Genomic DNA, 12,160 nt, shown 5'->3' on the forward strand with positions numbered 1-12,160 from the left:
AATTTTCAGTCATTCAATTTGGTCACTGATTTGAGACTTTCTTTTTCATGATAAAACGTTTACAATAACAGTAACGACGACTAAAATTTGGGAGGAATGGGTATGCTTGAAGGTTTTTTCGTCACAGCTTCCTTGCTGACATTATTTTATTTTGTCTATATGGAGATCACAGATTAAAAGCCCTGAATAAGGGCTTATTTCAATTGGTGACAAAAAACTGAAATACTGTTTATTTTCGTCCTTTGTCTTCTTTTATTGTGAGATATCCATAATGGAATTGAGCTGTTTTTCGTTTGATAACTTGAAATTGGTAGGAGTCCGCTGTAAATCGGGTGCTTTTCCAATGATCTTTTAACACAACTCTTTTTCTCGCCACTCTCATCGCTTCTTGCAAGGCCATTTCGTGGTGAAAATGGTGCTCTGCCACATGACGAAGCGGCCTTATACTTGTCGATTCTTGTATCGTTTCCTTGAACATTGGATCGAAATAGACGATATCAAATGAACGATCAGGGAGTTTTTTTAACTGCTGGATACTGTCTCCACTTATGACTGATATCCGTTTCATCGCTTCATCTGCCTCAGCTACACCCGTTTCCCATGTGTTTAGTCCTTCTCGAACAAGTAATGCCGTCATCGGATTCTTTTCGATACCGACCACTTTCCCATTAGGACCTGCTGCACAGCTTGCGGTAATCGCATCAGACCCTAAGCCAAGCGTACAATCTAAAAAGGAATCGCCCAGCTTAAGCTGGGCTGCTTCAATTAATGGATCCTTTTCGCCACGCAGGATTCGCTTCACTCTAAACATCGCTGAGCTTGGATGGAAGAAGAACTTTTCGCCATTTGGCTGATACCATTCAAACCTTTCTTTTCCAACAACAAGTACGTCCCCGCATTTAATCGCAAGCTGCTTCACGGATTGTTTACGCCGCTCTACATACTCACCTTGCAAAGCCTCTGCCAGTGACTTTGCTGTTTCAATCGTTTGTTCATTTGTTCTAAAGCTTGTTGTAATGAGCATGTCGTTCCTCCATCATGATCAAGAAAAAATGTCCTGAGCAGATCACAGGGCATTTTAACATTTGTATTAGCAATGTTTTTCAAATGCAGATAATACATTTTTCATGATATCTTCCATTTCATGACCTTCAATTTCGTCACGGGGGATAAAGTGAACAAGTTCATTTCCTTTTAAAAGTGCCATAGAAGGAGATGATGGCTCTTCACCTGTGAAGTATTCTCTCATTTTTGCTGTTGCTTCCCGATCCTGACCAGCAAATACTGTGACGATTCGATCTGGAGCTTTTTCTGCCTTCATCACAGCTTGAGTGGCAGCTGGGCGTGCTAAGCCTGCAGCACATCCGCATACAGAATTAACCACAACAAATGTTGTTCCTTCTGCTTCTTGCATCGTTTGTTCTACTTCTTCTTCCGTTGTTAGTTCTTGGAATCCTGCACTTGTCAGCTCTTGACGCATAGGCACAACGAGCTGGCGCATATATTCTTCATATGCCATTGACATAAAAAAGCCCCCTCTAAAATCCTTATGTTGTGAATAAAGGATACTATAGAGAGAGCCAATTTTCAAATGTTCGATTTCAGATTAAATTTTCATGATTCCGCCTGTATTGGCTGATGTCACAAGTTTTGAATATCTAGCCAGATAGCCAGTTTTCACTTTTGGCTCAAAGCCTTTCCAGTTCGCTTTTCTTTTTTCCCATTCTTCTTCTGGAATATCTACGCTTAAAATGCGCTGTTCAATATCGACCACGACATGGTCGCCATTTTCAACAAAGGCAAGCGGGCCGCCCTCAGCTGCCTCTGGAGAGACGTGTCCAATGGACAAGCCGCGAGAAGCCCCGGAAAAACGTCCGTCAGTAATTAAAGCAACCTTTGGTCCAAGACCCATTCCGACAATTTGTGAAGTAGGTGCAAGCATTTCTGGCATACCAGGTCCGCCTTTAGGCCCTTCATAGCGAATAATGACAACATGGCCTGCTTCTACCTTTCTATTAATGATGCCTTCAAGAGCTTCTTCTTGTGATTCAAATACGATCGCAGGTCCCTCGTGGCGTGTGATCCCATCTTGTACCCCGCCCGTCTTAATGATGGCTCCATCTGGCGCAAGGTTTCCAAATAAAACGGCTAAGCCGCCCTTTTCAGTAAATGGCTTGTCGATGGGGTAGATGACGTTATAGTCTTTGACCTCATGTCCTGCAATGTTCTCACCAAGCGTTTTCGCTGTGACGGTCATTGTATCTAAATGAAGTGCTCCTTCTTTCTTAGACAGTTCATTTAGCGCAGCTGTGACACCGCCAGCTTCATGTAAATCTTCAATATATACATCTGAAGCTGGAGCAAGTTTTGATAAATGAGGCACACGCTCTGCTACTTCATTGATACGTTCAAGTGAATATTCAACACCTGCTTCATTTGCAATCGCCAGTGTATGAAGAACTGTATTGGTTGAACCACCAAGTGCCATATCTAATGCAAATGCGTTATCAATTGCTTTTTCTGTGACAATATCACGTGGTTTAATATCCTTTTTAATGAGCTCCATCAATTGTTTTGCTGACTTTTTCGCAAATTCTCTTCGCTCTGGTGATGTCGCCAAAATCGTTCCATTTCCAGGAAGAGCGATACCAAGTGCCTCTGCTAAACAGTTCATTGAGTTTGCGGTGAACATTCCTGAACAAGATCCACAGGTTGGACAACCAAACTGCTCTAATTCATTTAATTCTTCTTCATTAATTTTACCTGACTGGTAAGCGCCAACGCCTTCAAATACGGAAGAAAGAGAAATTTTTCTACCATCACTTGTTCTACCTGCTTCCATTGGGCCACCGCTGACAAAGACAGTCGGAATATTGACGCGCATCGCTGCCATCATCATGCCTGGTGTGATTTTATCACAGTTAGGAATACAAACCATTCCATCAAACCAGTGAGCAGACACAACGGTCTCTACTGAGTCAGCAATGATTTCGCGGCTTGGTAAAGAATATCTCATCCCGATATGTCCCATTGCGATTCCGTCATCGACTCCAATCGTATTGAATTCAAAAGGGACCCCGCCAGCTTCCCGAATGGCTTGTTTCACAATTTTTCCGAATTCCTGAAGATGGACATGTCCAGGGACAATATCAATATAGGAATTACATACGGCAATAAACGGCTTGCCGAAATCCTCATCTTTTACCCCCGCTGCTCTAAGTAAGCTTCGGTGAGGTGCTCTGTCAATGCCTTGTTTAATCATATTACTTCGTAGTTCTGCCATCTTATTAAAAGCCTCCTATACTACAAGTCTCGTTCAATGCATGATTTAAAATTGATTTTATTTTAAGAATTTTCTGTTTATTTAGCCACCTATGAATAACTGATGACCAATATAACTACTGAAGCAAGCGCTCAGCAAGGATCGTGTCATAAAATCTGACCTCCAATATTCTATATTGGTATTACTATATAGAGTTTTTTCGCATATTTCAACAATATTCAAAATAATTTTTCTAAAAAAATTTTTCTATCTATAAAAAGCATGATTTTAGAAAACAAGCTGCATTTTACTGGCAGCTTGTTCATTATCCTCATTATTCTGACGCATTTTTTCTGCTTTCTGTCATTTGTTTCCACACAGAACCTTTAGCTTCTTCCCCAAGCTCAATTCGCTCAATCGCCATTTTAACTTGAAGACTGACTTCAAATTCAGGATCCTGCTCCGCTTCTTTCAATGCTTCAAGTGCCGTTTCGTCCCCTTCTTCATAAAGGAACATGGCCGCACGCCAGCGGACGAGCTTACTTGAGTCCTTTAATGCTGCGATCATTGCTCCTATAGCACTAGGGTCGCCAAGATCGGAAATACAGTCTCCGGCTGTTCTGCGGACCGTGACTGTTTTGTCTTCAAGTCCTTTATATAAGATAGGCAGGATCGCAGGGTCTTCAATCATTCCAGCGTTGACAACTGCTTGTCTACGAATAGATGTCTTTGGATCTTCCATCGCTTTTATTAAAACGGGTATATCCTTTGTTTCAGGCTGCATTTGCTCTAAATGGGCAAAACGTTTTTTCCAATCTTCCTCGCGCAGCATCTCTTCTGTGACGTCATATGCTTGACGATTCACCTGTTTATCTACAGCCTCTTGTCCTTCCTTGACCGCCTCTGTTAATCGGGTTAAACGATCGTCATCATAAGCTGCTTGGAGCTCTTCTGTGACCTCTTGGCCGATATGAGCAAATTCTCCAAAACGAACGCCGTGTTCTTTCCACACACGTTCAAATACAACATTGTCAGAACTACTTCTTAACTTTAAGATGGCTGCTTGGAAGCATTCAGGCATTCCAAACCGCTCTTCCCTTTCACCGTCCGTCAGCTTAACCTGCATCGGAATGCCATTAAACATTTGAACAAACACTTTCACTTCTCCAAATGTGTCATCCCCTGACTGCGCTCCTTCCTGAAGTGCTTGTGTGTCTTGACCAAAGGCTTCTCGGACCTGCTGTAAAATGCCCTGCCAGTCGAACTTTGCATTTCGCTCGACAGCTAAAAAATCCGCAACGTGATAGACCCCTTTTATACCTTCAATGTTTAAGATGCGCTTGATCATCTCAGGCGCTTCGTCTTTTTGATCTTTCTTATAGTTGTTGCTTTTCCCACCGGCTAGCGCTTCAGTCAAAATGACTTTCATTGTATTCGGACTTGGCGTCGGTTCTATTGCAGTTATTTTCATCTATACATCCTCCTTACACACATAAAGACCCTACTCATCTATAAGGCCGAATTCTTCTTTCCACATCTTGATAAATAATTTCACATGAATTCATGACGCTCGTTAGCAAGCTGCCTTCCTGCGTTGCGATATTGACCGCAAGCAGGCGCACACGATCGATATGAGCGGCAACGTGTCCAGTCAGTTCACACTTTAGCTTGTTTAAGGAGGCAGCTGTCTCCAATTGTTTAAGTTGCTTCAAAGAATGCATCATCTTATTTGTCCAATAAAGCGATGATCGAGCTTTCTAATTCTTTTGGCGGTGTTTTAGGCGAGAATCGTTCAGTGACTTCTCCGTTTTGGTCGACGATAAATTTTGTGAAATTCCATTTCACTGTTTTCGTGCCAAGCACACCTTTTGCATGATTTGTTAAGTGCTTGAAAAGCGGGTGCGCATGATCGCCATTGACATCTACTTTCGCAAACATCGGGAAGGTCACACCATAATTCAATAAACAGAATTCTTGAATGGCTTCTTCTCCTTCCGGCTCTTGATTCATAAATTGGTTACACGGAAATCCTAAAATTTCAAGGCCCTTCTCATGATATTGATCATACAACTCTTGTAATTGTTTAAATTGAGGGGTAAGTCCACATTTGCTAGCTGTATTCACAATCATCAGCACTTTCCCTTTGTAATCTGCCATTGATTTTTCCTGACCGTTAATGGTCTTGACCTGAATATCATAAATTGACATCTCATCGCCTCCTAGGATTCACTTTTACCTATCGTAACATGCTTCTTTTAGCTTTTTATGCTTCCTAAAAGAGTCCTGTCACGCTACCGTCTTCCAATAAGTCCATCTCCAGTGCGGCAGGTTTTCTAGGCAGTCCAGGCATGGTGAGAATGCTGCCGGTGAAAGCGACGATAAACCCTGCTCCTACAGATGGTTTTAACTCTCGTATCGTAATGGTAAACCCTTTTGGTCTACCAATCAAAGCAGGATTATCCGAAAGAGAGTATTGCGTTTTTGCCATACAAACAGGCAAATCCGCCCAGCCGTTTTGCTCTATTGCTGCCAGCTGGTTTCTTGCTTTTGATGTCAAGGTTACGCCGTCTGCCCCGTAGACCACTTGCGCTATTTTCGATAGCTTTTCTTCAATGGAATCTTTCTCCTCATACAAATAGGAAAAGCTGTTCTTGTTCTTTTCAATGAGTGTCGCTAGTTCCTCTGCAATTGCTGTCCCGCCAGCACCTCCTTCTTCCCACACATTCACCGCTTTGACTGGATGCCCATGCGTTTCGCACCAATCTTCTATCGCTTGAATCTCTTCTTTTGTATCTGTGATAAAACGATTCACTGCGACGATGTATGGAAGACCGAAGGCTTGTACTGTTTCAATATGCTTTTCTAAATTATGTATACCTTGTAATACTGCATGTACATTCTCTTCTTGGAGCTCCGTTTTTTGCATTCCGCCATGCATCTTTAATGCTCTGACAGTTGCCACAATCACAACTGCACCTGGTTTGAAATCTCCTGCTCTTGTTTTAATATGGAGAAATTTTTCCGCACCGAGATCCGCCCCAAATCCAGCTTCTGTCACCACATAATCTGCTAGTTTTGCCGCCATTTTTGTTGCAATTAAACTATTGCATCCATGTGCAATATTGGCAAAAGGGCCGCCGTGTACAAGAGCTGGAGTTCCTTCAATGGTTTGAACAAGGTTCGGTTTAAGTGCGTCTTTTAAAAGTAACGTTAACACACCTTCATAACCAAGCGATCCAACTGTTATCGGCTCCCCTTCTTGATTATAGGCAACAACAATAGAAGCAAGACGTTTTTTTAAATCGTTTAAGTCTTCTGCCAAGCAGAGAATGGCCATCATTTCCGAAGCAACCGTGATATCAAACCCATCTTCTCTAGGGTATCCATTTAATTGACCGCCAAGTCCTACGACAACCTGCCTTAAAGCGCGGTCATTTAAATCAATCACTCGTTTCCACACAATCCGGCGTGCGTCGATGCCAAGTTCATTCCCGTGATGGATATGGTTATCAATGAAAGCAGATAAGGTGTTATGAGCGGATGTAATGGCATGAAAGTCTCCTGTGAAATGGAGATTAATTTCTTCCATTGGTAGTACTTGAGAATATCCTCCTCCCGCTGCCCCACCTTTAATCCCCATTGTGGGGCCTAGTGATGGCTCTCTCATGGCAATAATGGCTTTCTTCCCGATTTTTTCTAAGGCTTGACCTAGCCCGACTGTCACGGTGGATTTTCCTTCACCTGCTGGCGTTGGGTTAATTGAGGTCACAAGAATCACTTTTCCTTCTTTTTGTTCCTTTAAACGATCAAAAATGGTCAAAGAGATTTTCGCTTTTGTGAAACCATAGCATTCTAATTCTTCGTCATGTATTTGCAGCTTTGCTGCAATGTCTTGAATAGGTCTTAGCTTTGCCTTTTGGGCAATTCAATATCTGATAAATGCTTTGTTATCATCAATATATGGCCTCCTTTTTTACAGAAACAAGTGAGTTTTTGCTCTATTTTTCATTGTAACATAATTGAAACATTGAAATATCGCCAGAAAGTTCCTATAATGAAGTGAAATTAGCTTTGGTTCAGGGGGTGGCGAGTTGCCTATTAACATACCAGTTCATCTGCCAGCAAAACAGATACTAGAGAGCGAAAATATTTTCGTCATGGATGAGACAAGGGCATTCAAGCAAGATATCCGTCCTTTGAATATCGTGATCTTAAATTTAATGCCAAAAAAAATACAAACTGAAACACAGCTTCTGAGAATGCTCGGTAATTCTCCTTTACAAGTGTACTTTACGTTTTTGATTCCAAGTTCTCATACACCGAAGAATACATCAAGAGAGCATCTAGATGAATTTTATACAACCTTTGAATCGATTCGGAATAAAAAATTTGATGGAATGATCATCACCGGCGCACCAATTGAGCTTTTATCTTTTGAAGAAGTTTCCTATTGGAAAGAGCTGCAAGACATTTTGGACTGGAGTAAAGCCAATGTGACGTCTACCCTTCATATATGCTGGGGTGCACAGGCAGGCCTATATCACCACTACGGTATTGAAAAAATCAAGCTTCATGAGAAAAAATTCGGCGTGTTTGAACATCTTGTTAAAGAGAAAAAAGAAAGATTAGTTAGAGGTTTCGATGAAGTATACTATGTCCCACATTCTAGGCATACAGATATTAATACAGAACAATTAAAAAACACACCAAATCTAAAGGTATTAAGCACGTCTGAAGAAGCTGGTGTTTGCTTAATTGTTTCAGATGATGATAAACAAGTCTTTTTAACTGGACATCCTGAATACGATACAGACACATTGAAGCAGGAATATGAAAGAGATTTGTTGAAACATGATAAAGTCAAAAAACCCGTCAACTATTTTATAGAAGATGGTGACACATTAGTCCCTGTGAATCGCTGGAAAGCCCATGCAACCTTACTTTTTATGAATTGGCTTAATTATTATGTTTATCAAGAAACACCCTATGTATGGGAATAAATTAGACTCTGGTCTGATGATAAATATTCAAACTGTGTTAAAATACAAATGGTGCTGTCTTCCATTATCAATTTAGCCTGTTTGTTTTTTAAAATTAGTTTAATTCTTTCGTAAAGAAAGACCTGCTCTAGCTGCTTATATGTTATCTTTATTTATATGTAGACCTATGAGATTCATAGTTTTCTTACGAAGTTTTGTTGTTGTTGATTACATTTGAGGTGAATATTCTTGAATACCAATAAAAAAATATTAATCTTGACCGCAAATTATGGAAATGGACATATGCAGGTAGCAAAAACACTATATGATGAATGCAAATCCCAAGGATTTGAACATGTAATGGTTTCTAATTTGTATCAAGAATCGAATCCCATTGTGTCAGAAGTGACGCAATATTTATACTTGAAGAGCTTTTCCATTGGGAAACAATTTTATCGCTTGTTTTATTACGGTGTAGATAAAATTTACAATAAACGCAAATTTAACATTTACTTAAAGATGGGAAATAAGCGTCTTGACGAATTAATTCAGTTACACAACCCTGACATCATTATTATCACATTCCCGATGATTGTTGTACCAGAATACCGAAACAAAACGGGCAAAGTGATTCCGACATTTAATGTCATGACAGATTTCTGTCTTCATAAGATTTGGGTACATGAAAACATTGATCGATACTATGTTGCAACCGATTATGTGAAACAAAAATTAGTGGAAATCGGCACACATCCAAGCGATGTCAAGGTGACAGGCATTCCTATTAGACCACAATTTGAAGCAGACGTGCCAAAATCGATGATTTATAAAAAGTATGGATTATCATCAGACAAAAAAGTCCTTCTCATTATGGCTGGTGCTCACGGGGTACTAAAAAATGTCAAGGAGCTATGTGAAGCGTTACTTCTTGATAGTGAAGTGCAAATTGTTGTTGTATGTGGAAAAAACGCAGCGCTAAAACAATCGCTTAGCGACCTGGAACAAGGTCACCCAGATCAATTGAAGGTGCTTGGATATGTGGAACAAATTGATGAATTGTTCAGAGTAACAGATTGTATGATTACAAAACCAGGCGGTATTACATTAACAGAAGCAACAGCAATCGGTGTCCCAGTCATACTTTACAAACCTGTTCCAGGACAAGAAAAAGAAAATGCTCTTTTTTTTGAAGATAATGGTGCTGCCATTGTCATCTACAAACATGAAGACATTTTAGAATCTGTGACCAATTTGCTACAGGATGAAGAAACATTAGAAGCAATGAAACAAAACATCAAAAAACTGCACTTAAAACAATCTTCTCAAACCATTTTGGAAGATATCGTCGAACAATCATATCTCATCACGAGTAACAAAACGTATGCTCGTGCATTATCATAAAAAGGTGTCCGTCAATGATGGACACCTTTTTCATTTAGCCTTGATTTCCATTTGTTGTATACACTTCTTCATACGGCTGAACGACAACAAAGCCGCTTCCGCTAAATTTCATTTGAATGGACTCTCCGCTCCCTCTGCCAATAAAGGTTTTGAAGGAAACATCCGTCACAAATTCAGTTTTTAAATCTCCTGACCACGCGACCGTTGCATTCGGGTCTGTATAGACGGAGTCACCTGGCTGAACAATAAGTGTGAGCGGTTCGTAGTGACTCGTGATCGCAATGAGGCCTGCTCCTTCAAGTTTGATGTTAAACAATCCACCTGCAAGCATGCCAGAAACCTTTTTCATCAATTTGATATCCCAGAGGACCGTTGGTTCAAATGCGAGCAGATCATTTCCATTGACGAAAATGGACTCACCTTGAGCCAAACGAAGAATGGAGATCTTTTTGCCTTGGTCTGCGACATATAATTTGCCGTCACCTGTTGCCTTCATGAGTGAAGTGCCTTCTCCTGATAACATTTTCTTAAACATCTTTGAAACGCCATGCTCAAAAACACCTTCACGTTCAAACTTGATTTTGCCCCGATATGAAACCATGGAACCTGTTTTTGTCCAAATAGTATCAGTCAAATTTATTTCTAAAAGCCTTGGTGTTTCAAGCTCAAAAACACCTTCTCCTTTTTCTTCTTGCTGGGTATTCTGAACAAATTCTTCAATCGTGTAACGATGCATGATCTCACCTCTTTCTGTATTTTTTATATACGGACAAGATACACGTTAGGTTTCGGGAAATTAGGACGTTTTATATATAATTACCATTCACCAAAAAACAAAAAAATCAAATATTCTGCTCAAAATTTGGCTTGCCTGCTTGACGCTTTACTTTTGATGGTGTATAGTAAAACCATCATTTAACAACTATTTAAGGCGTTAGGTGATGAAAATTTTTTTTAGCATGCTAAAAGGTATGCTACAGTACTAGGAGGAAAAAGCAATATGCAAAACGGTAAAGTAAAATGGTTCAATAATGAAAAAGGTTTCGGCTTCATTGAAGTTGAAGGCGGAGACGATGTATTCGTTCACTTCACAGCTATCGAAGGTGACGGTTACAAGTCTTTAGAAGAAGGACAAGAAGTTTCTTTTGAAATCGTTGAAGGTAATCGTGGACCTCAAGCTGCAAACGTAACAAAACTTTAATCAACTAAATCAATGATGAAACGACAAAATAAAGAGAGGCATTTGCCTCTCTTATTTGATTTTTAGCTGAATTTCAATCGCTAAAATATTTTGCTTTAGTCTTTGTTCAATTTCAGAGATATCTTTTTCGAGAAAAGGTCTTCCCTTCTTTGCTACATTTACTAGTTGTTCTAGATCGCTGTACACCTCTTGAAATGTTCGATATAATACCGTTTCAAAATCCTTATTATCCATGCCGGTCTTCCCCTTTTCCTCTAATATCCGTCACTTAGTCAAAAAGTAACTCAACCAAAACTTTCTATAGTTATATCGGCTCATTTTTCAGAATATGTTCTTTTTTTACACATTCTATCCGTTTTTTTTGATGAGCGTATGTTTGATCAGGGAAAACCGGTGTGCGCCGTTTACTTTTTGAGCAGTGCATTTCCGTATTCTTTGATTTTCTCTCCTACCGTGCATTGCTGAATACAAAAGGAGTGGGCATATTTTTTGCCAAATCCTTTTCGAAAGTGTTTCTTAATAAAACAATCTGAACAATACGTGTCTTGAAGACCCGTCAATTCTTTTACTGCTGTTTTTTTATCCACATTATTCAGCTCCGTCTGCTTCTAATTTCAACTTACTTTCGATTGGGACGCCTGCAAGAATCTGCCTTGCAAGCTGATCCGCTTCTGCATTTTCTTTACGATCGATGACTTCATATGTTGGGGTGAGCTTCAGCTCTTTTATAGCAGCCTCAATTCGGTCTAGCCATTTGTTATGCATATCATCATAGCAAGGCCATTCCCCTTTCAGTTGATTTATGACAACGAGTGAATCCCCTTTAATCGTAACAGAGTTTCTACTGGCACCCAGTTCTTTTAAAGCCTTTACTGCTTCAAATAAAGCCGCATACTCCGCTTCATTATTGGTGGTGCCCTGGAAAAGCTGATTCTTCCTCAATCGATAAGCATCTTCTCCAAGGTGATAATACACGACAATTCCAAGTCCAGAATCACCCATTTCTTTACGAAAACTTGCATCAAAATAGACCTGAAGCTGATCAGGTTCAAGCCTAAGTTCTTCAGTTAGCTTTTCAAGTTCTTTTATAGACCATACCGCACCCTTTTCATCCTCAAATGATAGAAGAGAGTTCGGTTCTTTTTTATCTATATGCTTTGCTAAAAGCAAGGCTTCCTTTAGCTCCATCCAATCTTCTTGAAAAAAAGCAATGGACCCAATCCATTTCACTTTCATTGTATAGTGTGCTCTTAATTTCATTGATCTCATCGCCTTCCCGTTCTTTTAAGGTAAACGTTCGTTATGCTATAATCAAAA

14 protein-coding genes are annotated in these 12,160 nt (G+C 40.0%); 3 read left to right on the forward strand and 11 right to left on the reverse strand.

Features of this window, described 5'->3' with window-relative positions:
• Positions 1–229: 229 nt before the first annotated feature.
• From WAX46_RS00260 to WAX46_RS00290, 7 genes are all read right to left on the reverse strand, one after another.
• Positions 230–1,024: a class I SAM-dependent methyltransferase gene (locus WAX46_RS00260; RefSeq protein WP_226566311.1), complete on the reverse strand. Its 795-nt coding sequence runs from the start codon at positions 1,022–1,024 to the stop codon at positions 230–232.
• A gap of 66 nt (positions 1,025–1,090) precedes the next feature.
• Complete coding sequence (locus WAX46_RS00265) at positions 1,091–1,525, reverse strand: BrxA/BrxB family bacilliredoxin (protein ID WP_099680918.1); 435 nt, start codon at positions 1,523–1,525, stop codon at positions 1,091–1,093.
• Positions 1,526–1,606: 81 nt separating this feature from the next.
• On the reverse strand, positions 1,607–3,283 hold the full coding sequence (gene ilvD / locus WAX46_RS00270) for a dihydroxy-acid dehydratase (protein ID WP_226566312.1): 1,677 nt from the start codon (positions 3,281–3,283) through the stop codon (positions 1,607–1,609).
• Between the two features lie 313 nt (positions 3,284–3,596).
• Complete coding sequence (locus tag WAX46_RS00275) at positions 3,597–4,733, reverse strand: conserved virulence factor C family protein (RefSeq protein ID WP_226566313.1); 1,137 nt, start codon at positions 4,731–4,733, stop codon at positions 3,597–3,599.
• Positions 4,734–4,767: 34 nt separating this feature from the next.
• On the reverse strand, positions 4,768–4,974 hold the full coding sequence (locus WAX46_RS00280; RefSeq protein WP_226566314.1) for a hypothetical protein: 207 nt from the start codon (positions 4,972–4,974) through the stop codon (positions 4,768–4,770).
• 13 nt (positions 4,975–4,987) lie between these two features.
• Positions 4,988–5,470, reverse strand: coding sequence for a glutathione peroxidase (locus tag WAX46_RS00285; protein ID WP_226566315.1), 483 nt, complete (start codon positions 5,468–5,470; stop codon positions 4,988–4,990).
• A 64-nt stretch (positions 5,471–5,534) separates the two neighbouring features.
• Positions 5,535–7,187 carry a formate--tetrahydrofolate ligase gene (locus tag WAX46_RS00290; protein ID WP_442895649.1) on the reverse strand — a complete coding sequence of 551 codons (1,653 nt, stop codon included), beginning with the start codon at positions 7,185–7,187 and terminating at the stop codon, positions 5,535–5,537.
• Positions 7,188–7,353: 166 nt separating this feature from the next.
• On the opposite strand from WAX46_RS00290, the gene metA reads away from it, so the two are divergent.
• Both metA and WAX46_RS00300 read left to right on the forward strand, forming a co-directional pair.
• Positions 7,354–8,262, forward strand: coding sequence for a homoserine O-acetyltransferase MetA (gene metA, locus WAX46_RS00295; protein ID WP_226566316.1), 909 nt, complete (start codon positions 7,354–7,356; stop codon positions 8,260–8,262).
• Between the two features lie 228 nt (positions 8,263–8,490).
• Positions 8,491–9,642, forward strand: a complete 1,152-nt coding sequence (locus tag WAX46_RS00300; RefSeq protein WP_226566317.1) for a diglucosyl diacylglycerol synthase — start codon at positions 8,491–8,493, stop codon at positions 9,640–9,642.
• A 34-nt stretch (positions 9,643–9,676) separates the two neighbouring features.
• Here the strand turns inward: WAX46_RS00300 and WAX46_RS00305 are convergent, their stop codons facing one another.
• Positions 9,677–10,378, reverse strand: a complete 702-nt coding sequence (locus WAX46_RS00305; RefSeq protein ID WP_226566318.1) for an AIM24 family protein — start codon at positions 10,376–10,378, stop codon at positions 9,677–9,679.
• 264 nt (positions 10,379–10,642) lie between these two features.
• Here WAX46_RS00305 and cspD point away from each other — a divergent pair, with 264 nt between their 5' ends.
• On the forward strand, positions 10,643–10,843 hold the full coding sequence (cspD, locus tag WAX46_RS00310) for a cold-shock protein CspD (protein WP_024422747.1): 201 nt from the start codon (positions 10,643–10,645) through the stop codon (positions 10,841–10,843).
• Positions 10,844–10,894: 51 nt separating this feature from the next.
• Here the strand turns inward: cspD and WAX46_RS00315 are convergent, their stop codons facing one another.
• From WAX46_RS00315 to WAX46_RS00325, 3 genes are all read right to left on the reverse strand, one after another.
• Positions 10,895–11,077 carry a hypothetical protein gene (locus tag WAX46_RS00315; protein ID WP_226566319.1) on the reverse strand — a complete coding sequence of 61 codons (183 nt, stop codon included), beginning with the start codon at positions 11,075–11,077 and terminating at the stop codon, positions 10,895–10,897.
• Between the two features lie 170 nt (positions 11,078–11,247).
• Positions 11,248–11,430 carry a zinc-finger domain-containing protein gene (locus WAX46_RS00320; protein WP_226566320.1) on the reverse strand — a complete coding sequence of 61 codons (183 nt, stop codon included), beginning with the start codon at positions 11,428–11,430 and terminating at the stop codon, positions 11,248–11,250.
• A 1-nt stretch (position 11,431) separates the two neighbouring features.
• A complete protein-coding gene (locus WAX46_RS00325; protein WP_226566321.1) occupies positions 11,432–12,103 on the reverse strand; it encodes a reverse transcriptase-like protein in 672 nt (223 codons plus the stop codon).
• Between the last annotated feature and the right edge of the window lie 57 nt (positions 12,104–12,160).

This window comes from Bacillus sp. FJAT-53060 (assembly GCF_037104745.1).
Lineage (GTDB): Bacteria > Bacillota > Bacilli > Bacillales > Bacillaceae > Bacillus > Bacillus stratosphericus_B.

Coding starts and splice junctions, on each gene's coding strand:
- WAX46_RS00265 (WP_099680918.1), bottom strand. CDS start 1,525: ATGTCAATGGCATATGAAGAATATATGCGCCAGCTCGTTGTGCCTATG.
- WAX46_RS00285 (WP_226566315.1), bottom strand. CDS start 5,470: ATGTCAATTTATGATATTCAGGTCAAGACCATTAACGGTCAGGAAAAA.
- WAX46_RS00275 (WP_226566313.1), bottom strand. CDS start 4,733: ATGAAAATAACTGCAATAGAACCGACGCCAAGTCCGAATACAATGAAA.
- WAX46_RS00305 (WP_226566318.1), bottom strand. CDS start 10,378: ATGCATCGTTACACGATTGAAGAATTTGTTCAGAATACCCAGCAAGAA.
- WAX46_RS00315 (WP_226566319.1), bottom strand. CDS start 11,077: ATGGATAATAAGGATTTTGAAACGGTATTATATCGAACATTTCAAGAG.
- WAX46_RS00260 (WP_226566311.1), bottom strand. CDS start 1,024: ATGCTCATTACAACAAGCTTTAGAACAAATGAACAAACGATTGAAACA.
- WAX46_RS00325 (WP_226566321.1), bottom strand. CDS start 12,103: ATGAAATTAAGAGCACACTATACAATGAAAGTGAAATGGATTGGGTCC.
- cspD (WP_024422747.1), top strand. CDS start 10,643: ATGCAAAACGGTAAAGTAAAATGGTTCAATAATGAAAAAGGTTTCGGC.
- ilvD (WP_226566312.1), bottom strand. CDS start 3,283: ATGGCAGAACTACGAAGTAATATGATTAAACAAGGCATTGACAGAGCA.